A 25,767-nucleotide genomic window follows, 5' to 3' on the forward strand; every position below is an offset into this window, starting at 1 on the left:
TTGAACCCCTCGAAGCCTGGGGTCGGACCCCGTCGGGGTCCGACCCCGCCCTGCCGGGGTGTTCTGGCGAACTAGCGAATTACAGGTCCAGCAGCAGGCGGGCTGGATCTTCCAGCGCGTCTTTCATGGCGACCAGGCCCAGCACGGCTTCGCGGCCGTCGATGATGCGGTGGTCGTAGGACATTGCCAGGTAGTTCATTGGACGGATCACGATCTGGCCGTTTTCAACCACAGCGCGTTCCTTGGTAGCGTGCACGCCCAGGATGGCCGATTGTGGCGGGTTGATGATCGGGGTCGACAGCATGGAGCCGAAGGTGCCGCCGTTCGAGATCGAGAAGGTACCGCCGGTCAGGTCGTCCAGGGTCAGCTTGCCTTCTTTGGCCTTGGCGCCGAATTCACCGATTTTCTTTTCGATTTCAGCGATCGACATCTGGTCGGCATTGCGCAGGATAGGCACCACCAGGCCGCGTGGCGAACCGACCGCGATACCGATGTCGAAGTAGCCGTGGTACACGATGTCGTTGCCGTCAACCGAGGCGTTGATGATCGGGTACTTTTTCAGGGCTGCAACGGCTGCCTTGACGAAGAACGACATGAAGCCCAGCTTGACGCCGTGCTCTTTCTCGAACTTGTCCTTGTACTTGTTGCGCAGTTCCATCACAGGCGCCATGTTCACTTCGTTGAACGTGGTCAGGATGGCGTTGGTCGATTGCGATTGCAGCAGGCGCTCGGCGATACGGGCGCGCAGGCGGCTCATCGGCACGCGCTCTTCAGGACGGTCACCGAGGCTGGCTGGCGACGACGACACTTGTGGCAGCGATGCCTTGGCAGCAGGAGCGGCCAGCGGCGCGACGGCCGGGGTAGCCGATGCGGCCAGGGCGTCGCCCTTGGTCACGCGGCCGTCTTTGCCCGAACCGGCGACGTCGCCAGAGTTCAGACCTTTTTCCGACAGGATTTTTGCAGCGGCTGGCATGGCGACATCGCCCTTGCTGCCACCGGTGGCAGCGGCTGGCGCGGCAGTTGGTGCTGGAGCAGCAGCAGGAGCGGCAGCCGAGGTGGACGAAGCTGCGGGCGCAGCAGCAGCGGCAACACCGTCGGTGTCGATCACGGCGATGATTTCGTCAGCGACCACGGTGGTGCCGTCGCCCTTGATGATCTTGATCAGCACGCCGGCGGCAGGTGCTGGCAGTTCCAGTACGACCTTGTCGGTTTCGATGTCGATCAGGTTTTCGTCGCGCGCAACGGCGTCGCCGACTTTTTTATGCCAGGTCAGCATGGTGGCTTCTGCAACCGATTCCGACAATTGGGGTACTTTAACTTCGATTTGTGCCATGAAAAACTCCGTATATTTGTTATTGCGGCGCCACCAGCATAGCTGGCGGCGCTCCGTCAAGAAAGGGTGATTATTTGGTCAGAATGAAGCCCTTGAGCTTCGAGAACGCCGTTTCCAGCAGGTCTTTTTGCTGGGCGTAGTGCTTGTCGTAGTAACCGACAGCTGGCGAAGCCGATGCCGGGCGACCGGCGTAGGCCAGGCGCTGGCCGGCGTCCATGCTCTCGAAGATGTTGTGCTGAATCTGGAACCATGGGCCCTGATTCTGCGGCTCGTCCTGCGCCCACACCACTTCGGCCAATTTCGGGAACTTTTTCAGTTCGGCAGCGAAAGCCTTGTGCGGGAACGGATACAGCTGTTCGACACGGATGATGGCGGTGTCGGTCTGGCCGCGCGTTTTGCGTGCGTTGATCAGGTCGTAGTACACCTTGCCCGAGCAGGCGATCACGCGTTTGACTTTGTCCGCTTCGATGGCCTGGTCGACTTCGCCGATCACGGTCTGGAAAGCGCCCTTGGCCAAATCGGTCAGCGGCGAACCGGCATCCTTGTTACGCAGCAGCGATTTCGGCGTGAGGATGACCAGCGGCTTGCGGAACTGGCGCACCATCTGGCGACGCAGCACGTGGAAGATCTGCGATGCCGTGGTCGGCTGCACAACTTGCATGTTGTTGTCGGCGCACAGCTGCAGGAAACGTTCCGGACGTGCGGACGAGTGCTCGGGACCCTGGCCTTCGTAGCCGTGTGGCAGCATCATCACCAGGCCCGAAGCGCGGCCCCACTTCACTTCGCCGGAGCTGATGAACTGGTCGATCACGACTTGGGCGCCGTTGACGAAGTCGCCGAACTGGGCTTCCCAGATCGTCAGGGTATTAGGTTCTGCGGTCGAGTAGCCGTATTCGAAGCCCAGCACTGCCTCTTCGGACAACACCGAGTCGATCACGGTAAACGGCGCCTGGCCTTCGGCGATATTTTGCAGTGGCACGTAGGTGCCCGAATCCCAGCGCTCGCGCTTCTGGTCGTGCAGTACGGCGTGACGGTGCACGAAGGTACCGCGGCCGGCATCCTGGCCGGTCAGGCGCACGGCGTAGCCGGACGCGACCAGCGACGCGTAGGCCAGGTGTTCGCCCATGCCCCAGTCGAGGTTCATTTCGCCACGGCCCATGGTGCCACGGTCGCCCAGTACTTTTTCAACCAGCGAGTGGACCTTGAAGTCTTCCGGCACGGTGGTGATGCGGGTGGCCAGGCGTTTGAGTTCGGTCATCGGCACGGCGGTGTCGGCCGAGTCGGTCCATTTCTTGTTCAGGAACGGCAGCCAGTCGACCGCGAACTTGTTCTTGAAGTTGGAGATGACCGGATCGACGGTGTGCTTGCCAGCGTCCATCGCATCGCGGAACGCCGCTTGCATCTGTTCGCCGCCATCGGCTGCGATGATGGTTTGCGCGACCAGTTTGTCCGCGTACAGCTTGCGGGTGCCTGGGTGCTGGCCGATTTTCTTGTACATCAGCGGCTGGGTCAGCGCTGGCGTGTCTTGTTCGTTGTGACCGAGTTTGCGGTAGCAGATGATGTCGACAACGATGTCTTTCTGGAACTGCAGGCGGTAGTCCATCGCGATTTGCGAGGCCAGCACCACGGCTTCAGGATCGTCGGCGTTCACGTGCAGCACCGGCGCTTCGATCATCTTGACCACGTCCGAGCAGTAAATGGTCGAACGGGCGTCGCGCGGATCGGAGGTGGTGAAACCGATCTGGTTGTTGATGACGATGTGCACGGTACCACCGGTGCCGTAGCCACGGGTTTGCGCCAGATTCAGCGTTTCCATGACCACGCCCTGGCCGGCGAATGCTGCATCGCCGTGCACCAGGATCGGCAGCACTTGCTTGCCCAGGTGGTCGCCGCGGCGATCCATACGGGCTTTGACCGAACCTTCCACCACCGGGTTGACGATTTCCAGGTGCGACGGGTTGAACGCCAGCGACAGGTGAACCGGGCCGCCTGCGGTGGAAATGTCGGACGAGAAGCCCTGATGGTACTTGACGTCGCCGGCTGGCAGGTCGTCGCCGTGCTTGCCTTCGAATTCTTCGAACAGGTCTTTCGGCGCCTTGCCCAGGGTGTTGACCAGGACGTTCAGGCGGCCACGGTGGGCCATGCCGATAACGATTTCCTGCACGCCTTTTTCGCCGGCGCGCTGGATGATTTCATCGATCGAGGCGATGAAGGTTTCGCCGCCTTCGAGCGAGAAGCGCTTCTGGCCGACGTACTTGGTGTGCAGATAGCGCTCCAGGCCTTCGGCAGCGGTGAGGCGCTCGAGGATGTGCTTTTTCTTTTCTGCGGTGAAATTCGGGGTGGAGCGGATCGATTCGAGGCGCTCTTGCAGCCAGCGCTTTTCAGCCGGATCGGAGATGTACATATACTCTGCGCCGATCGAACGGGTGTAGGTGTCGCGCAGGTAGTTCAGCAGGTCGCGCAGGGTCGCGGTCTCCGGGCCGAAATAGGTGTTGCTGATGTTGAACACGGTGTCCATGTCAGCATCGGTGAAGCCGTAGAAGCTCGGTTCGAGTTCGTTGATCGACGGACGTTCCTGGCGCTGCAGCGGGTCCAGGTTGGCCCAGCGCGAGCCGAGATAGCGGTAGGCGGCGATCAGCTGGGTTGCAGCAACACGCTTGCGACCCATTTCGGCGTCGGCGGAAGCAACCACGGTGCGGATCGGGCCCGATTTTGCGCGCTCGGCGAACGAGGCGATGACGGAAGCATGGGCGACGTCGGGCTTGTTGGTGCCATCGACTGCCGGGACGTGCTGCATGGCGTCGAAGTAGGCGCGCCAGTTGTCTGGTACGGAGCCTGGATTGTTGAGATACGCTTCGTACAGTTCTTCAACGTACGGTGCGTTCCCACCAAACAGGTAGGAATTGGACGAGGATTGTTGCATTTGTTGCTCACCTTTCTTCGCGTTTCGCGAGGAATTAGCGGGTTAGTCTAACCTTCCGCGACACGGCCTGACCGGTTAGCGGATTGCACATCAAGTTGTGGGGAAGGGCTTAAAATTTGTTCGATCACTAAAAACAGCCACTTAGCATAGCACCGGTATTGTAGCGTAACAACCGCCTGTGTTCGCGTTTGTGATTTATTTCTGCCTAAATTTACTTGGGTTAATTTTCACTTAAGTGGCGCCCAAGCCGAATAATTGCTACCCGGACAGCCGGCGAGTTTTATATTTAACGGGTTTTTCGGCTATTTACCGCGGACGTTGCTTACACTTAACCATGTAGGGTCATGGGCAAACCAATCGAGCAGAAAATCGAGCATGGCGCGCAAGGCCGGCGCCATGTGTTGCCTGGAAGTATAAATTCCGTGGATGCCCATGCTTTGCGGCACGTAATCGGGCATCAGCGCCACCAGGTGCCCATCAGCGATCAGCTTTGCCACGCTATAAGCGGGCTGCAGTACCACGCCAGCGCCCGCCACTGCCGCTTTTAACAACACCGTATCCTCGTTGGCCGACAGGTTGCCGCCCACCGGCACCGACAACGCCTCGCCTTGCGCATCGGTGTAATGCCACAGGCTCTTGCCGAAATAGGTGTACGTCAGGCAGTTGTGGCCGCCCAGGTCTTGCGGGCGCAGCGGCGTGCCGCGCGCAGCCAGGTAGGCCGGTGACGCGCAGGTGACCGACTCGCATTGCGCCAGCGTGCGGGCGATCAGGTTCGGTTCGAGTGCATTGGTGATGCGCAGCGCCAGGTCGATCCTCTGCTCGACCAGGTTGACGGCGCGGCTGTCCACCTGCACATCGACCGTCACGCGCGGATACTGGCGCAAGAACGCGGTAATCGCGGGCGCCAGCGTGGCCTGCGCCAGCGACTGCGAGCACGCCACTCGCAGCAGCCCTTGCGGCGACTCGACATCGTGGGCCGCCACCGGCACGGCGCCAGCCAGTTCGAGCATGGCGCGGCACCGCGCCAGCGTGACGTCGCCGGCATCGGTCAGGCTCAGGCGGCGCGTGCTCCGGTGCAGCAGGCGCGCGCCCGCCCACGCTTCCATTTCCGCCAGGTAGCGCGTGACCATGGCGCGCGACATGTCGAGCGCGTCGGCCGCGGCGATCATGCTGCCGCGCTCGGCAATACTGACAAACACCTGTGCGGCAGTGATGCGATCCATGATTCGTCCGAATTATGCAATTAACATGTGAAGATTACCCGATTTTTCTACCGTATCAATCAATTTAATATGGGACATCTTCAACCAACACAGAGCCCATCATGATCAAGCAAACCGTATTGTCTGCCGCCCTGGCTGCCGCCGTCATCGCCCCGGCCTTTGCCGCGCCGCTGAAACTGGAAGTATTCAACCCCGGCGAAGCGGCCATCTTCCCGGTTGCCTCGGTGCTGGTGACCGGCGACAAGGACGCGGTGCTGGTCGATGCCCAGTTCTCGCGCGGCGAAGCCCAAAAGCTGGTCGAGAAAATCCGCGCCAGCGGCAAAAAGCTCACCACCGTGTACATCAGCCACAGCGATCCCGATTACTACTTCGGCCTGGACGTGATCCACGCTGCATTCCCTGACGCCAAGATCGTCGCCACGCCGCAAACCGTAGCCGGCATCGAAAAGAAAAAAGACGCCAAGGTCGCCTACTGGGGCCCGATCCTGAAAGACAACGCACCGAAATCCGTGATCGTGCCGCAAGTATTGAAGGGCGATACCATCACGCTGGAAGGCAAGGCCCTGACAATCGAAGGTTTGAAAGGCCCGTCGCCTGAAGAAACCTATGTGTGGATCCCGTCGATCAAGGCCGTGGTAGGCGGCGTGGTGGTGTTCAACGACCTGCACGTGTGGACCGCCGACAGCCAGACGCCGCAAGCACGCAAGAACTGGCTCGCCACGCTGGCCGGCATCGACGCGCTGAAACCGTCCACCGTGGTGCCGGGCCACTTCAAGCCGGGTGCGCCGCTGACCCCGGCCGCCGTGAATTTTACGCACGACTACCTGGTGCGTTTCGAGGCCGAGACCGCCAAGGCAGCCAACAGCGCGGCGCTGATCGCGCGCATGAAGCAGCTGTACCCGACCGCCGGCCTCGATGCCGCACTCGACACCAGCGCCAAAGTCGCCAAGGGCGAAATGAAGTGGTAAATCTGTAAGGGCACTGTGACGAAATGCTAGACTGCCGGCTTTAGCATTCTCGTCACTTCCATGCACACACTTGAGCAGTTGCGCGCCGGCGCATTGCAGGGCATCACGCGCCTGCAATTGCGCGGCGGCCTCACCGACTTCCCGCGCGAGATCTTCGACCTGGCCGACACGCTGGAAATCCTCGACCTCACCGACAACGCCCTCTCGGCCCTGCCCGACGACTTGCCGCGCCTGCACAAGCTGCGCATCCTGTTCTGCTCCAACAACCGCTTTACCGAACTGCCCTCCATGCTGGGCCGGATGCCTGCCTTGACCATGGTGGGCTTCAAGGCCAACCAGATCGACTCGGTGCCCGCCTCGGCGTTGCCGCCAGCGCTGCGCTGGCTGGTACTGACTGACAACCGCATCGAGCAACTGCCCGACGAACTGGGCCGCCGTCCGGCCATGCAGAAACTGATGCTGGCGGGGAATCGGTTGAAGAGCCTGCCGGACACCATGGCCAACCTGCACCAGCTGGAATTGCTGCGCCTGTCGGCCAATGGGTTCGACACGCTGCCAGCCTGGCTGCCGACCTTGCCGCGCCTGGCCTGGCTCGCGTGCGCCGGCAATCCGTGGGGCGCCGACCGCGCGCAGGCGATGAGCACGGCGCCCGCACGCTTGATCGACTGGCGCCAGTTGACGTTGCAACAGCAACTGGGCGAAGGCGCCTCGGGCGTGATCCACCGCGCCGACTGGCAACATGACGGCGGCAGCACGCCGGTCGCGGTCAAGCTGTACAAGGGCGAGATGACCAGCGACGGCTCGCCGCTCAACGAAATGGCCGCGTGCGTGGCGGCCGGCCTGCATCCGAACCTGATCCCGGTGCTGGGCCGCATCACCGGCCACCCGGAGCACGCGCAGGGGCTGGTGATGGCGCTGCTCGACCCGACCCTGGTCAACCTGGCCGGCCCGCCGAGTTTTGCCAGCTGCTCGCGCGACATCTATGACGACGGCAAGCGCTTCGGCTGGCAGGCCATGCTGGCCATCGCCCACGGCGTGGCGTCCGCCGCCGCCCAGTTGCATCAACGCGGCATCCTGCACGGCGACCTGTATGGCCACAACATCCTGCACGACGACAATGGACGCTGCGTGCTGAGCGATTTTGGCGCGGCAGCTTTCTACGCTCCCGCCTCACCGGCCGCCATGCCGTTGCAGCAGATCGAGGTGCGTGCTTTCGGCCTGCTGCTCGATGAATTGCTCGAGCGTTGCGACGCGCCGCCAGCGTTGCGCGCGCAACTGGCGGCATTGCACGCTGCCTGCACCCAGGCCGAGGTGGGGGCGCGGCCCTTGTTTGCCGCTATCGCTGCTCGACTGCATGAGCTCGATCAGTCTAAACAGGACTAGACAAATCGATCTAGATATTTTATTCTAGATCGATGACTACCGTACCCAAACCCACCGCTGCCGAGCTGGAGATGCTGCGCCTGCTGTTCGCGCTGGGACCGGCCACGGCCAAGCAAGTCCACGCTGCCGCGCTCGACACCCGGCCCGACATGAACTACGCTACCGTGCTGCGCCTGTTGCAAGTGATGCACACCAAGGGGCTGCTCAAGCGCGACGAAAGCCAGCGCGCGCACGTGTACGCGCCACTGCAGGAGCAGGATGCGATCCAGACCAACCTGCTCAAAGAACTGATCCAGAAGGCCTTTTCCGGCTCGGGCAAGGCGCTGGTACTGGCCGCGCTGCGCGGCGGGCACGTGAGCAAGAAGGAGCGCGCGGAAATCCAGGCGCTGCTGGACCAGGAAAAACCGTAACAGGTATCGCGTCCACGCCATTGCCACTACAATGGTGCCCCACCCGACTCCGCGCCGCACCGATGAACCACAGCCTTACGACCTGGCCCGCCCTGCCCCACCCCGTCGTCGCCGTCATGCTGGGCGTCGCCATCTGCGCGGTGCCGGTGATCCTGCCGCATTTCGACCTCGCCAACTTGGCCGCCAACCTGTTCGCCTACTGCTTCGCTTGCGTGCTGGTGTACCCGTTCGCCGCGCTGCTGCGCCATCGCCTCACCAATGTCGTGCTGCTGTGGGCCGTTGCCGCCCTGCTGATGCTGGCGGCCTGCTTCTATCACACCAACATCATGGCCGAAACCGCCGACGCCCTGTGGCCGCAACGGCGCGACGCCACCGTCGCCAAGTTCCTGTTCAACCTGCCGCAAGTGACCCTGGGCGTGCTGGGCTGGTGGATACTGGTAATCCGCCCCGACCGCCGCGCACCTGTCTTGCACGACGAGGACGATGCCTTGTTCGAGTCGGAAGATACGCAACCCTGACTTGGGATGAAAAAAAAACGGGCCGCAGCCCGTTTTTTTGTATCCGGTTAAATCCGGATTAACGCTGGTCCAGCGGCTTGACGTCGCGGACGGTCGAGCCAACGAACAGCTGGCGTGGACGGCCAATTTTCTGTTCTGGATCGGCGATCATTTCGTTCCACTGGGCGATCCAGCCGATGGTGCGGGCCATGGCGAAGATACCGGTGAACAGCGACACTGGAATGCCCAGCGCCGATTGCACGATGCCCGAGTAGAAATCGACGTTCGGGTACAGTTTGCGCGAGACGAAGTACTCGTCGTTCAGTGCAATCTTTTCCAGTTCCATCGCCAGCTTGAACAGCGGGTCGTCTTGCAGGCCCAGCTCTTCCAGCACTTCGTAGCAGGTCTCGCGCATCAGCTTGGCGCGCGGGTCGAAGTTCTTGTACACGCGGTGACCGAAGCCCATCAGCTTGACGCTCGAGTTCTTGTCCTTGACCTGCTCGATGAAGGCCGGGATGTTATCGACCGAACCGATTTCTTTGAGCATGGTCAGCGCGGCTTCGTTGGCGCCGCCGTGGGCAGGGCCCCACAGGCAGGCGATACCGGCAGCGATACAGGCGAACGGGTTGGCGCCCGACGAACCGGCCAGGCGGACGGTGGAGGTCGAAGCGTTTTGCTCGTGGTCTGCGTGCAGGATCAGGATGCGGTCCAGCGCGCGCACCAGCACGTCGTTGACCTTGTACTCTTCGCACGGGTTACCGAACATCATGCGCATGAAGTTGGCGCTATACGACAGGTCGTTGCGCGGGTACATGAACGGCTGGCCCATCGAATACTTGTACGCCATGGCGACCAGGGTCGGCATCTTGGCGATCAGGCGGATGGCCGAAATTTCGCGCTGCTTGGCATCGTTGATGTCGAGCGAATCGTGGTAGAACGAAGCCAGCGCACCGACGGTACCAACCAGGACCGACATCGGGTGCGCATCGCGGCGGAAGCCACGGAAGAAGAATTGCATCTGCTCGTGCACCATCGTGTGCTTGGTGACGGTGTCAACGAACTCCTGCTTCTGAACGTTATTAGGCAGTTCACCGTTCAGCAGCAGGTAGCACGATTCCATGAAGTCGGCATTGACGGCCAGCTGTTCGATCGGATAGCCGCGGTACTGCAGTTCGCCCTTGTCGCCGTCGATGTACGTGATCGACGAATTGCACGACGCGGTGGACATGAAGCCTGGATCGTAGGTGAACTTGCCGGTGCCGGCGTACAGCTTGCGAATGTCGATGACGTCGGGACCAACGGTGCCCTTGTAGATCGGGAATTCGACGGACGGGCTGCCATCGGAGAACGACAGGGTGGCTTTGTTATCAGAGGTGTTCATGGACTCTTCCTTCTTTTAGGGAGATGGTGCGAAAAAAGTTCTGGTGCCTGGCGGCCTGCCGCTTATGGCGTCAGGCCTGGCGCAACCGCTGCAGCAGTGCATGCACGTGCGGCAGGTCGATTTCGCCGTCCGGCTCCTTGCGGGCCAGTACCAGATCCATCAGGTCATTGTCCGACAAGTCGAGGAGCCGCGTGAACGCGTCCACTTCGTCGTCGGTCAATTCGGTTTCATGCGCATCGAGAAAACGGGTGAGGATGATGTCGTTTTCCAGAAGACCCCGGCGCGAGCGCCAACGCAGGCGCGCTCTGTTGGCTGGGTCCGACTGATGTGCTGATTGTTTCGGTTCAGTCATGGGTCACTACTTTACACTGCGCGCGCCGTTCATGCTGGAGCGCTACTTCTAAACGAAACGGGCGACGTTGCCGCCGCCCGCCACTGCGCCGTTAGATCGCGCGGCGTACCATCAATTCCTTGATTTTACCGATCGCCTTGTTCGGGTTCAGGCCTTTCGGACACACGTCCACGCAATTCATGATCGAGTGGCAGCGGAACAGGCGGTACGGGTCTTCCAGGTTGTCCAGGCGCTCGCCGGTGGCTTCGTCGCGCGAGTCGGCGATGAAGCGGTAGGCTTGCAGCAGACCGGCCGGGCCGACGAACTTGTCCGGGTTCCACCAGAACGACGGGCACGAGGTCGAGCAGCACGCGCACAGGATGCACTCGTACAGGCCATCGAGTTCTTCGCGTTCGGTCGGCGTTTGCAGGCGTTCTTTTTCAGGGCGGATCGAGTCGTTGATCAGGTACGGCTTGACCGAATCGTACTGCTTGAAGAACTGGGTCATGTCGACGATCAGGTCGCGAATCACCGGCAGACCTGGCAGCGGACGCAGCACGATAGGCTCACTCAGCTCGTTCAGGTTGGTGGTGCAGGCCAGGCCGTTCTTGCCGTTGATGTTCATCGCGTCCGAACCGCACACTCCTTCGCGGCACGAGCGACGCAGGGCCAGCGAATCGTCCACGTCGGACTTGATGCGTTGCAGGGCGTCGAGCAGCATCTTGTCGGTGTCTTTCAACTCGACGGTGATGTCCTGCATGTACGGCTTCGCATCCTGGTCGGGATCGTAGCGGTAGATTTTCAGTTTGATAGTGCGTGCCATGTTCTAGCCTTAGAAAGTACGTGGTTTCGGTTTGAAGGTGTCGACCGTCAGTGGCTTGGTCACGACTGCCTTGTAGTCCAGGCGGTTGCCTTCCGAGAACCAGAGGGTGTGCTTCATCCAGTTGTCGTCGTCGCGGTGCGGGTAGTCGTCCTGGGCGTGGGCGCCGCGCGATTCCTTGCGGGCTGCTGCCGAGACGATGGTCGCCTTTGCGGTTTCGATCAGGTTGTCCAGCTCCAGCGCTTCAACGCGCGCGGTGTTGAACACTTTCGACTTGTCCTTGAACGAGACGTGCTTGCGGCGCTCGTCGAGGACCATGATTTCCTTGACGCCCTGGTTCAGCATCTCGTCGGTACGGAACACGCCGCAGTACTTCTGCATCGTGGCGCGGATGTCGTTGGCGACGCCCTGCACTTTTTCGGTGCCGGTGGACGTTTCCAGCTTGTTCAGGCGGTCCATGGCGAAGTCGGAAGCGTCGGCCGGCAGCGGCTTGTTCTCTTTCTGCTTGAGATTCGAGGCCACCACGTGGTTGCCGGCCGCGCGGCCGAACACCACCAGGTCGAGCAGCGAGTTGGTGCCCAGGCGGTTGGCGCCGTGCACCGAGACGCAGGCGCATTCGCCGATCGCGTACAAACCGTTGACAATCTTCTGGCTGCCGTCGGCGTTCGGGACCACCACTTGACCATGGATGTTGGTTGGAATACCGCCCATCTGGTAGTGAATGGTTGGTACGACCGGGATCGGTTCCTTGGTCGCATCGACGTTGGCGAACTTGTGGCCGATTTCCAGGATCGATGGCAGGCGCTTCTCGATGGTGTCCTTGCCGATGTGGCGCAGGTCCAGCATCACGTGGTCCTTGTTCGGACCGCAGCCACGGCCTTCCTTGATTTCCTGGTCCATCGAACGCGACACGAAGTCGCGTGGCGCCAGGTCTTTCAGGGTTGGCGCGTAACGTTCCATGAAACGCTCGCCTTCGGAGTTGATCAGGATACCGCCCTCGCCGCGCACACCCTCGGTAATCAGGACGCCCGCGCCGGCCACGCCGGTCGGGTGGAACTGCCAGAATTCCATGTCTTGCAGCGGCAGGCCGGCGCGTGCGGCCATGCCCATGCCGTCGCCGGTGTTGATGAACGCATTGGTCGACGCAGCAAAGATGCGACCGGCGCCGCCGGTGGCGAACATGGTGGTCTTCGCTTCGAGGATCATGACGTCGCCGGTTTCCATTTCCAGGGCAACCACGCCTACCACGTCGCCTTCGGCATCACGCACCAGGTCGAGCGCCATCCATTCGACGAAGAAGTGGGTACGTGCGCGGACGTTGCGCTGGTACAGCGTGTGCAGCAGGGCGTGACCGGTACGGTCGGCGGCGGCGCAAGCGCGCTGCACGGCTTTTTCGCCGAAGTTGGCGGTGTGGCCGCCGAACGGGCGCTGGTAAATCGTGCCGTCCGGGTTACGGTCGAACGGCATGCCGAAGTGTTCGAGCTCGTACACGACCTTCGGTGCTTCGCGGCACATGAATTCGATCGCATCCTGGTCGCCCAGGTAGTCGCCACCTTTGACGGTGTCGAACATGTGCCAGAACCAGCTGTCTTCGGCCATGTTGCCGAGCGACGCGCCGATGCCGCCTTGCGCTGCGACGGTGTGCGAACGGGTAGGGAAAACTTTCGACAGCACCGCCACGTTCAGACCGGCTTCAGCCAGCTGCAGGGATGCGCGCATGCCGGAACCGCCGGCGCCAACGATTACCGCGTCAAAGCGGCGGGTAGGGATTGCAGATTTGATTGCTGCCACGATTACACACTCCAGATTATCTGTACCGACCAGGCGGCACATGCGATCAGCCACAGGATGGTGGCTGCTTGCAGGGTCAGGCGAAGGCCGACCGGTTTAACGTAGTCCATCCACACGTCGCGCATGCCTACCCAGGCGTGGTAGAACAGTGCGAACAGGGTGACAGCGGAAATCAGCTTGAACCACTGCTGCGAGAACATGCCCGCCCAGCCTTCGTACGTGAAGTTCTGGCCGGTGAGGAAGGTGATCAGCAAGGCCGCGGTGTAAGCGACCATGACGACGGCGGTCACGCGTTGTGCCAGCCAGTCGCGCATGCCGTAGTGGGCGCCGACGACCAGGCGTTTCGGGCCGACGTTGTTGTTGACGTTATTTGCCATCTCAGAACACTCCAAACAGTTTCAGTGCCACCAGCACGGTCAGGGTCAGGCTCAGCGCCAGCACGGCAGCCGACGATTTACGGGCCGAATCCTTGTCCAGGCCGACGTGCAGGTCCATTACCAGGTGGCGTACGCCAGCGAACATGTGGTGCATGATGGCCCAGACCAGGGCGAGGATGAACAGCTTGACCAGCGGGTAGGTGATGAAACCCTGGTAGTGCGCGAAGGAGATCTCGGAGCGCAGGCTCTCTTGCAGCAGGTAGAGCACGAAGGGCAGCAAGGCGAAGATCAACACGCCGCTGATGCGGTGCAAAATCGACACGATGGCAGCCAGTGGCTGACGGTAATTCATGAGTTCGGTAACGTGGATATTACGGAACTCCGGCCGTTCTTTTTTGGGCGCGACCCGTACGGCTTCTGACATAACAAGACCTCCTAAACTTTGACAAAAATTGGGTGAAATCGGATGAAACATCGATTTTCGCCTATTTACCCTCATACAACCAATATCTATTGTTACATATAACCAAAATAGTGTTTTGCAACACACCCCAGCGGCCACTTTCCGTAGCTCAACGTATTATCAGCGCAACAATGCTACGAGCGTGTGACAGCCCCGTATTGTGCGCCTCTTGCAGCTTTTGTGCACTGCAAGAGTCTCCTGCTCCACTCCATGAGTTCGGTTCAAAGACGGTTCACCGCCCGGGTCCCGGCGCGCTCCCGCAACCGGCTCCCTGTTAACTTAATTCGTTGTGGTAATGATGCTGTTCGGTCAGATACAAACCGCGGCGCAACTCCACCGGCTTGTCGCCGTAGGTAAACGACACCCGTTCCGAGGCCAGCAGCGGCGTGCTGGCGGCGATCTTCAGCAGCGCAGCAGCGCCATCGTCGGCGCACACGGCGCGGATTTTTTCGGTGGCGCGGATCATGCGGGTGCCGAATTCGGACTCGAACAGGCCGTACATCGGCCCCTTGTACTCGACCAGCCGCTCGGCGGTGAGGCCCTTGAAGGTGGCGCCGGGCAGCCACAACTCTTCGACGATGGTGGGTACGCCGTCGAACGACTGCACGCGCTTGATGAACACCACGGCGTCGCCGGCTTTGAGGTCGAGCAGGCGCGCCACGTCGGCGGGCGCACGCAGGCGCTTGACCTCGATGAATTTACTTTCAGGGTAATGAGGAACGCCCTCGTCGGGCATCAGTCGCAGGAAGCGGAAATGGGCGCGCGCTTCGTGGTGGGTGGAGACGAACGTGCCCTTGCCCTGCTTGCGCATCACCAGGTTTTCAGCGGCCAGCTCGTCGATGGCCTTGCGCACTGTGCCTTGGCTGACCTTGAAGCGGTTGGCCAGTTCGACCTCGCTGGGGATCAGCTCACCCGGTTTCCACTCGCCGCTTTGCAGGCTTTGCGTGATCAGCGCCTTGATTTGCTGATACAGTGGGGAGAACGTCGGCGCGACGGCGGCAACTGCGGTCGGCGCATTCACCGCACCTCCGGAACCGGGTCCCGTCACTACCGTGGACGAACCGGCAGCGCCACCGGCACCTGAGGCTGGGCTGTTGCTGTTCGAGTTGGGCGGGACGGGATTCATAGACCGAGATTTCACCACAAATACCCCTTGGCGTCCAGCAAAACCCACCCGAACTTCTATGTCTTATATAAGACATAAGATACAATTGACAGATACCGGGCACAGGCCTACACTCCCCGGCCATGCGCTGCGTAGCGAGTGCACAAAATTGCAGTATGATGTTGGACTGTATTCGACTCTGTTCTATACCTACCTTGGAGATTCATCATGGCAAAAACCCCAATGCGTGTTGCTGTTACCGGTGCAGCCGGTCAAATCGGCTACGCCCTGCTGTTCCGCATCGCTAACGGCGACATGCTCGGCAAAGACCAGCCAGTCATTCTGCAACTGCTGGAAATCGCCGACGAAAAGGCCCAGAAAGCGCTCAAGGGCGTCATGATGGAAATCGACGACTGCGCGTTCCCGCTGCTGACCGAGATGACCGCCCACTCCGATCCAATGACCGCCTTCAAGGATGTCGACGTCGCCGTGCTGGTTGGCGCCCGTCCACGCGGTCCTGGCATGGAGCGTAAAGACCTGCTCGAAGCCAACGCCCAGATCTTCACCGTGCAAGGCAAGGCGCTCGACGCGGTCGCTTCGCGCAACGTCAAGGTCCTGGTCGTGGGCAATCCAGCCAACACCAACGCCTACATCGCCATGAAATCGGCGCCATCGCTGCCAGCGAAAAACTTCACCGCCATGCTGCGCCTGGACCACAACCGCGCGCTGTCGCAAGTGGCTGCCAAGACCGGCACCGCCGTCAAGGACATCGAAAAGCTGTGCGTATGGGGCAACCACTCGCCGACCATGTACGCCGACTACCGCTTCGCCACCACCGGCGGCAAGGCAGTCAAGGACCTGATCAACGACCAGGAATGGAACGCCAACACCTTCCTGCCAACCGTTGGCAAGCGCGGCGCGGCCATCATCGAAGCACGCGGCCTGTCGTCGGCTGCATCGGCTGCCAACGCCGCCATCGACCATATCCACGACTGGGTACTGGGCACCGCCGGCAAGTGGACCACCATGGGCGTGCCATCGGACGGTTCGTACGGCATCCCTGAAGGCACCGTGTTCGGCTTCCCGGTCACCACCGAAAACGGCGAATACAAAATCGTTCAAGGCCTGGAAATCGACGCGTTCTCGCAAGAGCGCATCAACCTGACCCTGAAAGAACTGACCGAAGAGCGCGAAGGCGTCAAGCACCTGCTGCCATAACAGTCACTTCTTCATGAATGCTCGTGGAACCGGTTAATCTACCGATCCGCAGCACCCGCCGCGCTGCCAGGAGCAGCGCGGTTTCCGTTTCCGCCCCTACTTCTCTCCCCACCACTTCCTGCATGCATCCATCCGAGGTTTTATTCCAGGGTAATCGCCAGCCGCTCTTGCTGCCAGCTTGCGACCACTACGCCGGCTCCGAAAAGCTGATGCGTAAATCGATCGTCCTGCAACAAGAACTTGGTCCCGTATTCGACATCACGCTCGACTGCGAAGACGGCGCCAGCGCCGGCAACGAGGAGGCGCACGCCCAGCTGGTCGCCGAACTGCTGGCCTCCCCGGACAATCATCACCGCCGCATCGGCGCCCGCGTCCACGATGTCCACAGCCCGTTCTTTGCGCGCGACATCGAGATCATCGCCGGCGGCGTGGGCGCGCAGGCGCTGGCCTACATCGTCCTGCCCAAGGTGAACAGCGTGGCCGAAGTCGTCGAGGCGATCGCCTTCATCAACGGCCATGCGACGCAAGCCGGCCGCAGCGACCTGCCGGTGCACGTGCTGATCGAAACCCACGGCGCCCTGCGCGACGCCTACGACATCGCCGCCCTGCCCCAGGTTCAATGCCTGTCGTTCGGCATCATGGACTTCGTCTCGAGCCACTACGGCGCCATTCCCGGCGCGGCCATGCGCACGCCGGGCCAGTTTACCCACCCGCTGGTGGTGCGCGCCAAGCTCGAAATGGCAGCGGCCTGCCACGCCCACGGCAAGGTGCCGTCGCATAATGTCACCACCGAGATCAAGGATCCGGCCGTGGCCGCCAACGATGCCCAGCGCGCTGCCGCCGAATTCGGCTACACGCGCATGTGGAGCATCCACCCGGACCAGATCAAGCCGATCGTCAAGACGTTTACGCCGCGCCTGTCCGAAGTGAACGAAGCGGCCGCCATCCTGCACGAAGCGGCAAATGTCCAGTGGGGGCCCATCTCCCAAAATGGGCGCTTGCACGACCGCGCCAGCTACCGATATTATTGGACCATCTTGCAGCGCGCCAGGCTCGCGGGGCTTACCCTGCCCGAGTCGGCTGCCGCATTGATGCAGCCACCCCCCGTCCACCCTCTGGAACCACACTGATGTCCATCTCCAAAATCCTGCTGGCCTGCGGACTTGCCATGGCCTCGCTGAGCCTGGCCACCGCGCCGGCAGCGGCCGCCGTCGAAACCAAGCCGGCCGCCAAGAAAACCGTCAAGAAAGCCACCGCAAAATCCAAGGCCAAGGCCAAGAAAGCCGTGGAAGCGCCGGTCGTACCGAAAGAACCGAACCCGGAAGAAGACGAACCGGTGATCACCGACTCGAGCGTTACCGAGTTCGACTGCGAACTGGGCAACAAGGTCGCCATCTACCAGAACGTGGGCGACGTCGACCACATCGCGCTGCGCTGGAAAAAGCGCCTGCACCGCCTGACGCGCGTAGGCACCACCACCGGCGCCCAGCGCTTCGAAAACCAGCTGTACGGCCTGATCTGGATCGGTATTCCGGCCAAGAGCATGCTGCTCGATTCGAAACTCAATCGCCAGCTGGCCAACGAGTGCCGCACACCGGAGCAACTGCAACCGGTCGCCATCACTGAGAAGCCGGTCGAGTCGACCACCACCGTGGTGCAGTAAGGCGTTTTGGCCGGCCGCGCACGCTTGCGCACGGTCGGCACTGTTTTAGTTCATCATTTGACGATACCCACTGAAGGAGATGTCATGTCCCGTAACACTTTGAACACGCTCAAGGAATTCAACATTTCGGGCAAAAAGGCGAAGTTCTACTCGCTGCCCGCACTGGAGAAGAGCCTGGGCACCAAAATCTCCCGCCTGCCGGTATCGATCCGCGTGGTGCTGGAGTCCGTGCTGCGTAACTGCGACGGCAAAAAAGTTACCGAAGAACACGTCAAGCAACTGGCCAACTGGGGCGCCACCGCCGAGCGCACCGACGAAATCCCGTTCGTCGTGGCCCGCGTGGTGCTGCAGGACTTCACCGGCGTGCCGCTGCTGGCCGACCTGGCCGCAATGCGCAACGTCGCCTACAAGATGGGCATCAATGCCAAGAAAATCGAGCCGCTGGTGCCGGTCGACCTGGTAGTCGACCACTCGGTCACCATCGACCACTTCCGCGAACCGGGCGCGCTGGACCTGAACATGAAGCTGGAATTCTCGCGCAATAACGAGCGCTACCAGTTCATGAAATGGGGCATGCAGGCGTTCGACACCTTCGGCGTGGTGCCACCGGGCTTCGGCATCGTCCACCAGGTCAACCTGGAATACCTGGCGCGCGGCGTCCACAAGGACAACGACGGCGTGTACTACCCTGACTCGCTGGTCGGCACCGACTCGCACACCACCATGATCAACGGTATCGGCGTGGTCGGCTGGGGCGTGGGCGGCATCGAGGCCGAAGCCGGCATGCTGGGCCAACCCGTGTACTTCCTGACCCCGGACGTGATCGGCGTGAACCTGACCGGCGTGCTGCGCGAAGGCTGCACCGCGACCGACCTGGTGCTGACCATCACCGAACTGCTGCGTAAAGAGAAAGTCGTCGGCAAGTTCGTCGAGTTCTTCGGCGAAGGCACCGAGACGCTGTCGGTCACCGACCGCGCCACCATCGCCAACATGGCGCCGGAATACGGCGCCACCATGGGTTTCTTCCCGGTCGACGACGCCACCATCGAATACTTCGAAGGCACCGGCCGCACCAAGGCCGAGATCGACGCCTTTGCCGCCTACTTCAAGGCGCAGGGCATGTACGGCGTCTCGAAAGCCGGCGACATCGACTACACCCGCGTGGTCGAGCTGAACCTGACCACCGTCACGCCTTCCCTGGCAGGTCCGAAGCGCCCGCAGGACCGTATCGAAATCGGCAACGTCAAGGCCAACTTCACCGAACTGTTCTCCAAGCCGACCACCGAGAACGGCTTCAACAAGAATCCGGACGACCTGCAAAAGACCTACACCACCAGCGACGGCGTCCACGTGAAAAACGGCGACGTGCTGATCGCTGCAATCACCTCGTGCACCAACACCTCGAACCCGAGTGTGCTGCTGGCCGCCGGCCTGTTGGCGAAAAAAGCGGTGGAAGCCGGCCTGACCGTGGCGCCGCACATCAAATCGTCGCTGGCGCCTGGCTCGCGCGTGGTCACCGAGTACCTGACCGCTGCCGGCCTGCTGCCATACCTGGAGCAACTGGGCTTTGGCGTGACCGCTTACGGTTGCACCACCTGTATCGGTAACGCCGGCGACCTGACCGCCGGTCTGAACGCTGCCATCACCCAGAACGACATCGTCGCCTCGGCCGTGCTGTCCGGTAACCGTAACTTCGAAGCACGGATCCACCCGAACATCCGCTCGAACTTCCTGGCTTCGCCACCGCTGGTGGTCGCCTACGCCATCGCCGGCAACATGACCGTCGATCTGATGACCCAGCCGGTTGGCAAGGGCAAGGACGGCCGCGACGTGTACCTGGGCGACATCTGGCCGACCTCGCAGGAGATCGCCAAGCTGATGAAGTTCGCGATGAACTCGAAAGTGTTCAAGACCAACTACGCCGACGTCAAGGGCAACCCTGGCAAGCTGTGGGAACACGTCTCGACCACCGAAGGCCAGGTGTACAACTGGCCTGAATCGACCTACATCGCCGAGCCGCCGTTCTTCGACGGCTTCACGATGGAGCCGGTCGTCACCGAAGCCGGTGTCACCGGTGCGCGCGCGCTGGGCGTGTTCGGCGACTCGATCACCACCGACCACATCTCGCCAGCGGGCTCGATCAAGGAAGACGGTCCTGCCGGTAAATGGCTGCTGGCCAATGGCGTGCTGAAAGCCGACTTCAACTCGTACGGCTCGCGCCGCGGCAACCACGAGATCATGATGCGCGGTACGTTTGCCAACGTGCGTATCAAGAACCGCATGATCCCGGCCAAGCCTGACGGCTCGGCAGTGGAAGGCGGCATCACGATCCACCAGCCATCGGGCGAACAGCTGTCGATCTACGACGCGGCCATGAAGTACGTTGCCGAAGGTACGCCAACCATGATCTTCGGCGGCGAAGAATACGGTACCGGCTCCTCGCGCGACTGGGCTGCCAAAGGTACCCAGCTGCTGGGCGTGAAAGCCGTGATCGTGCGCTCGTTCGAACGTATCCACCGCTCGAACCTGGTGGGCATGGGCGTGCTGCCGCTGCAATTCCTCGGCAACGACAGCGTCGAGACCCTGGGCATCACCGGCAAGGAAACCTACGACCTGAAAGGCCTCGAAGGCGAGATCAAGCCACAGCAAACCGCCACCCTGGTAATCCACCGCGCCGACGGTTCGAGCACCGAAGTGAAAGTGCTGCTGCGTATCGATACCCCGATCGAAGTCGACTACTACAAGCATGGCGGCATCCTGCCATTCGTATTACGCCAGTTGCTCGCTGCGTAACGGTCGTTTAAAAAAGATCGCAGCGTCGTTGCAGCGCCTTGCCGTGCAGGCGCACTGTCTGCGGCGCTGCGCCTCGCTGCGATCATTTTTAAACAACCTCGTGATTGGAAAGCGCCGGCTAGTCCGGCGCTTTTTTTATGCCTGCACCATCGGTAGCCTTGATTTACGGGTTTCATCTACAATATGGTGCATAAGGGTTATGATCTGCATGACCGATCCGTTTTTTATTGCTTTCCCTTACCTGAGAATTTTATAGCGCCATGCGTCGTCCATCTAAAGATTCATCCCAAAAATTGTCCGCCGAGAGCCAGCGCCTGGTCAGCCATGCGCAGGCAGTCGGGCAAGCTGCCAGCCGTCTCGAAGAGCGGGCCTGGGAGCGCAGCCTCGATGCGCAGCTGCAAAAGCTGCTCAAGACCGGCCACCAGGACACCATCGACGCCACCCTCAACGCCCTGTTCCGCGAAGACCTCAATGCCTACGACGTCCTGATGGACGGCGTGGAAGCGGCCAGCGAATCGAGCTCCATCATGCTCGAGACCGCCGACGGTGTGTCCAAGCCCTACGATGTGCTGCTGGTTGCCGCGCCGATCCTGGCCTGGACCCGTTTCGCCATCGCTTCGGGTCCGATCCCGGCCGATATCCTGACCACGCTGTCGGCCCACTTCTCGGCCCACTTGCTGGCCGACGGCACGCAGATGGCGATGTCGCCCACGCTGTTCTCGATCGACCAGCTGCCGCGCAGCCACGTGGAAACCTGGGGCAAGGTGCACAAGCTGGCGCAGGCCGCCCTCAAGGGCACCGTGCTCAAGGCCGACACCAAGGTGCCGGAAACCGCGCCATTCCTGGCCGATACGCGCTACCTGATGGTGGCCGTGGTGGCGCCGGCCGGCGCCCCGCTGTTCCGCTGGCAGATGCCGGCGCACCAGGCCAACTTCGCCACCGAGCGCGCCAACGTGCTGGAACAATGGCGCGCGCAGGCCACGCCGACGGTCAACCGCCTGCTGCCAGGCTGCGGCGTGGAACTGCTGCTGCCGGAAGCCTATTACATGGCCTGCCGCGAAGCGGACAAGCAAATCCGCCCGGTCTCGATCCGCGCCGCCGTGCACTACCTGACGCACACGCTGGCGATCGAACCGTCGGAGCTGCGCGCCGTCATCGCCGGCTTCGGTGAAGAAAATGGCGAAGGCCAGATCGACGAATACCGCGTGGCGTTCACCCGCCGCTCGTCGCCCGACGTGATCTACGGCGTGGTGTGGCCCTTGTACGGCCAGGAAGACGAGGAAGGCACGCCACCGGAAGGCCCGGCCGCGCTGCTGCCCACGGTGCAAAAACCGATCACGCCGATGGACGACATCGTCAACCACCTGAACGAAGCGGGCGTCACGCAGATCAAGCGCCATGGCGAGCGTTACGTGGTGGAGTTCTGCGACGACTGCGGCGCGCCGCTGTTTGCCGACCCGGTCGGCGAGCTGGCGCACGCCGAGATGCCGGAAGATACCCCTACCGGCACCGAGCACTTCCATTAAAAAAGGCCCGCAAGGGCCTTTTTTTACGTCGCTTGCTACGTCGCGTCAGGCCGATGCAGGCCCGGCGCCAGCACTGAGGCACGCCTGTTCGCAGCGGCGGCAAGCGTCGGCACATGCCTGGCAATGCGCTGCCGTATGACTGGCGCACTCGCTCGCGCACTGGGTGCAGATGGCGGCGCACTGTGCGCATATCGCCTCCAGGAATTCGCTGGCCCGCGCGGCGTAACTCGCAGTGAGGCGGCACATGAGCGCACAGTCGATGTCGAGCCTGATACAGCGCGCCATCATCGTGACATCGTCTTCTGCCAGACACGACGAAGCACACCGGTCGCACGCAGTGGCGCATGCATTACACGCGTCGATGATCTCCTGTAACTGTAGTTGATCCATAATCCCTCCGGTCAGAATTGTTCATTGAAATCGTGCGGTGGTCGCGTGAGGCCTGGCGATCCGCATATACAGCACGCGCTTCAAAATCTTCCCGTCCACGCCATTTGCCACCAGGTACCGGTTCGCCTCCGCACTGCCGGCGATCGCCTGCAACGCTATACCGTTATCGACGATCTGCTGCATGCGCTCATCGGTACGGAGACGGAATTTCCTTGCCCTGGCCATGACGTCCTCCAAGTGTTGGGAGTAGCACGATCTTATCCCCCCGAATACAGTCGTGCTTGTAGGCAGGCGCAAAGAGATCGAGTAAGAAAAGCCCTACGTCGCATGGACGAAAAAAAACCCCGCTCTTCATCGAAGGTCGGGGTTGCTCGTCCGTGGAACGGCGGTCTACGGCTGTTTCGTTACCAATTCGAGAACGGGTGCCTGATCAGGTTGGAGTTGTAGTACCGCGCGTCGTCGGTCACTTCGTCACTCACCCAGTCAGGCTGATCGAACGCCTCGTCTTCGGCGCCCAGTTCGATCTCGGCCACCACCAGTCCCGCGTTGGCGCCGAGGAATTCATCGACTTCCCACACGTGCGCGCCAACGGCGATCTTGCGCCGGTATTTTTCGATCAGCGGCTGCTCGCACAGGCCGTCGAGCAATTCGGCGGCGTCAGCCACGGGAATCGGATACTCCCACTCGCCGCGCGTGGCGCCCACGCTTTTGCCCTTGATGGTGATGACGGCGCGCTTGCCCTCGATACGCACGCGCACCGTGCGCTCCTTTTGCGAGGACAGGTAGCCCTGGCGGAAGAACACTGGCTCGCCCAGCGCCTTCCAGGCGCTGCCCTGCACCAGGAATTTGCGCTCGATCTCGACGCCCATGATCAGTAGTCGTCCAGCGACAGCAGGATCGGTTGCAGGATGGACGCGCCGAGTGCCGCCGAGCGGGCGCCGTTCCAGCCCACGCGCGGGTCGGGCAGATCGGCGTTGTCCTTGAACGGCATTTCGAGCGTCAAGGCCAGGCAGCCGAAGTGATGGCCCACGTACTTGGAAGCGAGCGTGAGCATGTCTTCCTTGTACTTGCTGGCCGCGTAGCCTACCTTGTCCTGGAAGTCCGGCGTGGCGTTCTTGTAGCGGTCGATGAAGGCCTGCTGCTTGGCGCGGCGCTCGTCGCTGAAGTTTTCCAGCATCTCGTTACCGGCCACGAAGTTGTAAGGCAGCGCTTCGTCGCCGTGGATGTCGAAGAACATGTCGATGCCGGTCTCGTGCATCTTCTGTTTGACGCACAATACTTCGGGGCTGCGCTCGAGCGTTGGCGTCATCCACTCGCGATTGAGGTTGGCGCCGGCCGCGTTGGTGCGCAGGTTGCCGCGCACCGAGCCGTCCGGGTTCATGTTCGGCACGATGTAGAACACGCAGCGCTGCAGCAGCTTGCGGGCGATCGGATTGGCGTCGTCGAGCAGCGAATCGATCAGGCCTTCGATAAACCATTCGGCCATCGATTCGCCCGGGTGCTGGCGTGCGATGAACCAGATTTTTTTCGGTGCATCGGGCTCGCCGATCACCACCAGGTTCATGTCCCGGCCATCGACCGTGCTGCCCAGGTCCTGGACCTTCGCCAGCGGGTGCTCGCCCACTTCGCCCAACAGGCGCAGGTGGCGCTCGAACGAATACGGCTCGAAGTAGGCGTAATAGATGCTGTCGGTATCGGGCGTGTGCTTGATGGTCATGACCGCGCCGTCAAAGCTGGTGGGCACGCGGAACCAGGTTTCGCCATCGTAGCTGGCCACTGCGTTGTAGTTCTCGTAGCCCTTGGCGTAGGTGGCTTCGCCGGCGTTGAGTAAACGCATGCGCACCGCCTGCCCCGCCGCGCCTTGCAGGCGGAAATGGAACCACTGGTGGATGTCGGCGTGCGAGTCCTTGCGCAGCTTGAGGTCGATGGCGTCGGCGGTTTCCGCGCGCACCACTTCGATGGCGCCCGAGTCGAAATTCTGGCTGATTTTGATGGTCATGGTCGATCCAATAGAGGTAAATACCGATGACGCTATTTTACCAGCGGCGGCAGGGTGTGCAGCGCCACGCCCTCGATCACATCCACCTTGGATTCCCACGGCCTCGACGCGATCATGCGCTGCGCCTCTTCATAGCCGGCCTGCCAGCGCGCGCTGATCCCGGTGGACGAAAAATCGATGTCCTTGGTATGGTCCTCGTCGCCGATGCGCGGCGCCACCAGCGACAGCACGTGCATGGTGGTGCCGCAGCCCCAACACGACAGGTCGCGTACCTCGGGCAGCGCCGCGATCTCGGGCGGCAGGTGCAGGCTCAGTTCGCGGATCACGTGACGCAGCCGGTGCAGCTTGCGCTGCTGCTCGATCTGGCTCGAGCGGCTGGCGTACTGGATCTCTTTCTGCTTGTCGAGCACATCGAGGATGCTTTGCGGTTCCGGGCCATCCGGGTTCCACACCTGCACCGAGAAGATCACCGAGCTGCGGCGCGGTTCGTCATCGAGCACCGCTTCGATCGGCGTGTTGGAATAGATGCCACCGTCCCAGTACGGTTCGCCGTCGATACGCACGGCCGGAAAAGCCGGGGGCAGCGCGGCGGACGCCATCACGTGGTCGGCAGTGAGCGTGTCGCGGCGGCTGTCGAAGTAGCGCATGGCGCCGTTGCGGGCATTGACCGCACCGATGGTGAAGCGCGGCTGCTGGTGATTGAGGTAGTCGTAATCGATCAGCTGTTCGAGCGTGGCGCGCAGCGGGCCGGTTTGATAGAACGACGCATGCTCCACGCCGACTTTCGCATCGGGATTCCACCAGGCGGTGGGATTCGGTTCGAAAAACGCAGGGATGCCCTGCCCGATCGTGACGGCGTTGGCGAACGTGCGCGGCAAGGACGTCACACCGAGTGCGTTGCGCTCCATCCGTTCCCAGAATTCGCGCAGGCGCTCGAGGCGCTGTGCCGGTGGATTGCCGGCGATGATGGCGCCGTTGATGGCGCCGATCGAGGTACCGATCACCCAGTCGGGTTCCAGCCCCGCCTCGTGCATGGCCTGGTACACGCCCAGCTGGTAAGCGCCCAAGGCGCCGCCGCCCTGCAGGACCAGGACAACCTGGCCAACAGGGGGCGACGAGGCGGAGTTTGAAGCAGGTGCGGGGGTGCGGTTCAAACGGTACTCCACGTTGGTG

24 protein-coding genes are annotated in these 25,767 nt (G+C 61.8%); 9 read left to right on the plus strand and 15 right to left on the minus strand.

Annotated elements, in window-relative coordinates; translation table 11 throughout:
• Positions 1-79: 79 nt before the first annotated feature.
• The 3 genes from odhB to J2X54_RS12040 form a co-directional block, all read right to left on the minus strand.
• Complete coding sequence (odhB, locus tag J2X54_RS12030; RefSeq protein WP_310180946.1) at positions 80-1,333, minus strand: 2-oxoglutarate dehydrogenase complex dihydrolipoyllysine-residue succinyltransferase; 1,254 nt, start codon at positions 1,331-1,333, stop codon at positions 80-82.
• Positions 1,334-1,403: 70 nt separating this feature from the next.
• The gene (locus J2X54_RS12035) at positions 1,404-4,256 is read right to left on the minus strand and encodes a 2-oxoglutarate dehydrogenase E1 component (RefSeq protein WP_070250349.1); all 2,853 of its coding nucleotides are present in this window, start codon (positions 4,254-4,256) and stop codon (positions 1,404-1,406) included.
• 302 nt (positions 4,257-4,558) lie between these two features.
• On the minus strand, positions 4,559-5,479 hold the full coding sequence (locus tag J2X54_RS12040) for a LysR family transcriptional regulator (protein ID WP_310180949.1): 921 nt from the start codon (positions 5,477-5,479) through the stop codon (positions 4,559-4,561).
• A 101-nt stretch (positions 5,480-5,580) separates the two neighbouring features.
• On the opposite strand from J2X54_RS12040, the gene J2X54_RS12045 reads away from it, so the two are divergent.
• The 4 genes from J2X54_RS12045 to J2X54_RS12060 all read left to right on the plus strand — a co-directional run bounded on the left by J2X54_RS12045 (position 5,581) and on the right by J2X54_RS12060 (position 8,758).
• Positions 5,581-6,447 carry an MBL fold metallo-hydrolase gene (locus tag J2X54_RS12045; RefSeq protein WP_310180950.1) on the plus strand — a complete coding sequence of 289 codons (867 nt, stop codon included), beginning with the start codon at positions 5,581-5,583 and terminating at the stop codon, positions 6,445-6,447.
• Positions 6,448-6,507: 60 nt separating this feature from the next.
• Positions 6,508-7,830 (plus strand): leucine-rich repeat-containing protein kinase family protein, encoded by a 1,323-nt coding sequence (locus J2X54_RS12050; protein WP_310180952.1) that lies wholly within the window; start codon positions 6,508-6,510, stop codon positions 7,828-7,830.
• A 32-nt stretch (positions 7,831-7,862) separates the two neighbouring features.
• A complete protein-coding gene (locus J2X54_RS12055; protein ID WP_070250358.1) occupies positions 7,863-8,240 on the plus strand; it encodes a BlaI/MecI/CopY family transcriptional regulator in 378 nt (125 codons plus the stop codon).
• Positions 8,241-8,302: 62 nt separating this feature from the next.
• Positions 8,303-8,758, plus strand: coding sequence for a hypothetical protein (locus J2X54_RS12060; protein WP_310180956.1), 456 nt, complete (start codon positions 8,303-8,305; stop codon positions 8,756-8,758).
• A 58-nt stretch (positions 8,759-8,816) separates the two neighbouring features.
• On the opposite strand, the gene gltA is transcribed toward J2X54_RS12060, so the two are convergent.
• The 7 genes from gltA to J2X54_RS12095 all read right to left on the minus strand — a co-directional run bounded on the left by gltA (position 8,817) and on the right by J2X54_RS12095 (position 15,026).
• Entirely contained in the window at positions 8,817-10,118 is a 1,302-nt protein-coding gene (gene gltA, locus J2X54_RS12065) for a citrate synthase (protein ID WP_070251567.1), read from the minus strand.
• A 70-nt stretch (positions 10,119-10,188) separates the two neighbouring features.
• The gene (locus J2X54_RS12070; protein ID WP_070251568.1) at positions 10,189-10,470 is read right to left on the minus strand and encodes a succinate dehydrogenase assembly factor 2; all 282 of its coding nucleotides are present in this window, start codon (positions 10,468-10,470) and stop codon (positions 10,189-10,191) included.
• Positions 10,471-10,561: 91 nt separating this feature from the next.
• On the minus strand, positions 10,562-11,272 hold the full coding sequence (locus tag J2X54_RS12075) for a succinate dehydrogenase iron-sulfur subunit (protein ID WP_070251569.1): 711 nt from the start codon (positions 11,270-11,272) through the stop codon (positions 10,562-10,564).
• A 9-nt stretch (positions 11,273-11,281) separates the two neighbouring features.
• Complete coding sequence (sdhA, locus tag J2X54_RS12080) at positions 11,282-13,060, minus strand: succinate dehydrogenase flavoprotein subunit (protein WP_070251570.1); 1,779 nt, start codon at positions 13,058-13,060, stop codon at positions 11,282-11,284.
• 2 nt (positions 13,061-13,062) lie between these two features.
• The gene (gene sdhD, locus J2X54_RS12085; protein ID WP_070251571.1) at positions 13,063-13,437 is read right to left on the minus strand and encodes a succinate dehydrogenase, hydrophobic membrane anchor protein; all 375 of its coding nucleotides are present in this window, start codon (positions 13,435-13,437) and stop codon (positions 13,063-13,065) included.
• A 1-nt stretch (position 13,438) separates the two neighbouring features.
• A complete protein-coding gene (sdhC, locus tag J2X54_RS12090) occupies positions 13,439-13,861 on the minus strand; it encodes a succinate dehydrogenase, cytochrome b556 subunit (protein WP_310180964.1) in 423 nt (140 codons plus the stop codon).
• 313 nt (positions 13,862-14,174) lie between these two features.
• Positions 14,175-15,026, minus strand: coding sequence for a GntR family transcriptional regulator (locus J2X54_RS12095; protein ID WP_310180966.1), 852 nt, complete (start codon positions 15,024-15,026; stop codon positions 14,175-14,177).
• A 207-nt stretch (positions 15,027-15,233) separates the two neighbouring features.
• Between J2X54_RS12095 and J2X54_RS12100 the strand changes: the two genes are divergently transcribed.
• The 5 genes from J2X54_RS12100 to J2X54_RS12120 all read left to right on the plus strand — a co-directional run bounded on the left by J2X54_RS12100 (position 15,234) and on the right by J2X54_RS12120 (position 22,205).
• Positions 15,234-16,223 carry a malate dehydrogenase gene (locus J2X54_RS12100; protein WP_310180968.1) on the plus strand — a complete coding sequence of 330 codons (990 nt, stop codon included), beginning with the start codon at positions 15,234-15,236 and terminating at the stop codon, positions 16,221-16,223.
• Between the two features lie 122 nt (positions 16,224-16,345).
• Positions 16,346-17,353 carry an aldolase/citrate lyase family protein gene (locus tag J2X54_RS12105; RefSeq protein ID WP_310180971.1) on the plus strand — a complete coding sequence of 336 codons (1,008 nt, stop codon included), beginning with the start codon at positions 16,346-16,348 and terminating at the stop codon, positions 17,351-17,353.
• Positions 17,353-17,886 (plus strand): hypothetical protein, encoded by a 534-nt coding sequence (locus J2X54_RS12110; RefSeq protein ID WP_070251576.1) that lies wholly within the window; start codon positions 17,353-17,355, stop codon positions 17,884-17,886. The genes J2X54_RS12105 and J2X54_RS12110 overlap by 1 nt, the downstream gene beginning before the upstream one ends.
• A gap of 84 nt (positions 17,887-17,970) precedes the next feature.
• Positions 17,971-20,679, plus strand: a complete 2,709-nt coding sequence (acnA, locus tag J2X54_RS12115; RefSeq protein WP_070251577.1) for an aconitate hydratase AcnA — start codon at positions 17,971-17,973, stop codon at positions 20,677-20,679.
• A gap of 260 nt (positions 20,680-20,939) precedes the next feature.
• Positions 20,940-22,205 (plus strand): DUF2863 family protein, encoded by a 1,266-nt coding sequence (locus J2X54_RS12120; protein WP_310180973.1) that lies wholly within the window; start codon positions 20,940-20,942, stop codon positions 22,203-22,205.
• A 45-nt stretch (positions 22,206-22,250) separates the two neighbouring features.
• On the opposite strand, the gene J2X54_RS12125 is transcribed toward J2X54_RS12120, so the two are convergent.
• The 5 genes from J2X54_RS12125 to J2X54_RS12145 all read right to left on the minus strand — a co-directional run bounded on the left by J2X54_RS12125 (position 22,251) and on the right by J2X54_RS12145 (position 25,748).
• Positions 22,251-22,595 (minus strand): four-helix bundle copper-binding protein, encoded by a 345-nt coding sequence (locus tag J2X54_RS12125; RefSeq protein ID WP_310180975.1) that lies wholly within the window; start codon positions 22,593-22,595, stop codon positions 22,251-22,253.
• Positions 22,596-22,616: 21 nt separating this feature from the next.
• Positions 22,617-22,778 (minus strand): hypothetical protein, encoded by a 162-nt coding sequence (locus tag J2X54_RS12130; RefSeq protein ID WP_167359104.1) that lies wholly within the window; start codon positions 22,776-22,778, stop codon positions 22,617-22,619.
• 221 nt (positions 22,779-22,999) lie between these two features.
• Positions 23,000-23,464, minus strand: a complete 465-nt coding sequence (locus J2X54_RS12135; protein WP_310180978.1) for a CYTH domain-containing protein — start codon at positions 23,462-23,464, stop codon at positions 23,000-23,002.
• 2 nt (positions 23,465-23,466) lie between these two features.
• Complete coding sequence (locus tag J2X54_RS12140; protein WP_310180979.1) at positions 23,467-24,594, minus strand: M14-type cytosolic carboxypeptidase; 1,128 nt, start codon at positions 24,592-24,594, stop codon at positions 23,467-23,469.
• A gap of 32 nt (positions 24,595-24,626) precedes the next feature.
• Positions 24,627-25,748 (minus strand): patatin-like phospholipase family protein, encoded by a 1,122-nt coding sequence (locus J2X54_RS12145; protein ID WP_310180982.1) that lies wholly within the window; start codon positions 25,746-25,748, stop codon positions 24,627-24,629.
• Positions 25,749-25,767 lie beyond the last annotated feature (19 nt).

It is taken from the genome of Duganella sp. 3397 (assembly GCF_031456625.1).
GTDB classification, from domain to species: Bacteria; Pseudomonadota; Gammaproteobacteria; order Burkholderiales; family Burkholderiaceae_D; genus Rugamonas; species Rugamonas phyllosphaerae.

Bases quoted from the DNA above. Each gene is read 5' to 3' on its own strand.
- odhB (WP_310180946.1), bottom strand. From the start codon at position 1,333: ATGGCACAAATCGAAGTTAAAGTACCCCAATTGTCGGAATCGGTTGCA.
- J2X54_RS12035 (WP_070250349.1), bottom strand. From the start codon at position 4,256: ATGCAACAATCCTCGTCCAATTCCTACCTGTTTGGTGGGAACGCACCG.
- J2X54_RS12040 (WP_310180949.1), bottom strand. From the start codon at position 5,479: ATGGATCGCATCACTGCCGCACAGGTGTTTGTCAGTATTGCCGAGCGC.
- J2X54_RS12045 (WP_310180950.1), top strand. From the start codon at position 5,581: ATGATCAAGCAAACCGTATTGTCTGCCGCCCTGGCTGCCGCCGTCATC.
- J2X54_RS12050 (WP_310180952.1), top strand. From the start codon at position 6,508: ATGCACACACTTGAGCAGTTGCGCGCCGGCGCATTGCAGGGCATCACG.
- J2X54_RS12055 (WP_070250358.1), top strand. From the start codon at position 7,863: ATGACTACCGTACCCAAACCCACCGCTGCCGAGCTGGAGATGCTGCGC.
- J2X54_RS12060 (WP_310180956.1), top strand. From the start codon at position 8,303: ATGAACCACAGCCTTACGACCTGGCCCGCCCTGCCCCACCCCGTCGTC.
- gltA (WP_070251567.1), bottom strand. From the start codon at position 10,118: ATGAACACCTCTGATAACAAAGCCACCCTGTCGTTCTCCGATGGCAGC.
- J2X54_RS12070 (WP_070251568.1), bottom strand. From the start codon at position 10,470: ATGACTGAACCGAAACAATCAGCACATCAGTCGGACCCAGCCAACAGA.
- J2X54_RS12075 (WP_070251569.1), bottom strand. From the start codon at position 11,272: ATGGCACGCACTATCAAACTGAAAATCTACCGCTACGATCCCGACCAG.
- sdhD (WP_070251571.1), bottom strand. From the start codon at position 13,437: ATGGCAAATAACGTCAACAACAACGTCGGCCCGAAACGCCTGGTCGTC.
- sdhC (WP_310180964.1), bottom strand. From the start codon at position 13,861: ATGTCAGAAGCCGTACGGGTCGCGCCCAAAAAAGAACGGCCGGAGTTC.
- J2X54_RS12095 (WP_310180966.1), bottom strand. From the start codon at position 15,026: ATGAATCCCGTCCCGCCCAACTCGAACAGCAACAGCCCAGCCTCAGGT.
- J2X54_RS12100 (WP_310180968.1), top strand. From the start codon at position 15,234: ATGGCAAAAACCCCAATGCGTGTTGCTGTTACCGGTGCAGCCGGTCAA.
- J2X54_RS12105 (WP_310180971.1), top strand. From the start codon at position 16,346: ATGCATCCATCCGAGGTTTTATTCCAGGGTAATCGCCAGCCGCTCTTG.
- J2X54_RS12110 (WP_070251576.1), top strand. From the start codon at position 17,353: ATGTCCATCTCCAAAATCCTGCTGGCCTGCGGACTTGCCATGGCCTCG.
- acnA (WP_070251577.1), top strand. From the start codon at position 17,971: ATGTCCCGTAACACTTTGAACACGCTCAAGGAATTCAACATTTCGGGC.
- J2X54_RS12120 (WP_310180973.1), top strand. From the start codon at position 20,940: ATGCGTCGTCCATCTAAAGATTCATCCCAAAAATTGTCCGCCGAGAGC.
- J2X54_RS12125 (WP_310180975.1), bottom strand. From the start codon at position 22,595: ATGGATCAACTACAGTTACAGGAGATCATCGACGCGTGTAATGCATGC.
- J2X54_RS12130 (WP_167359104.1), bottom strand. From the start codon at position 22,778: ATGCAGCAGATCGTCGATAACGGTATAGCGTTGCAGGCGATCGCCGGC.
- J2X54_RS12135 (WP_310180978.1), bottom strand. From the start codon at position 23,464: ATGGGCGTCGAGATCGAGCGCAAATTCCTGGTGCAGGGCAGCGCCTGG.
- J2X54_RS12140 (WP_310180979.1), bottom strand. From the start codon at position 24,594: ATGACCATCAAAATCAGCCAGAATTTCGACTCGGGCGCCATCGAAGTG.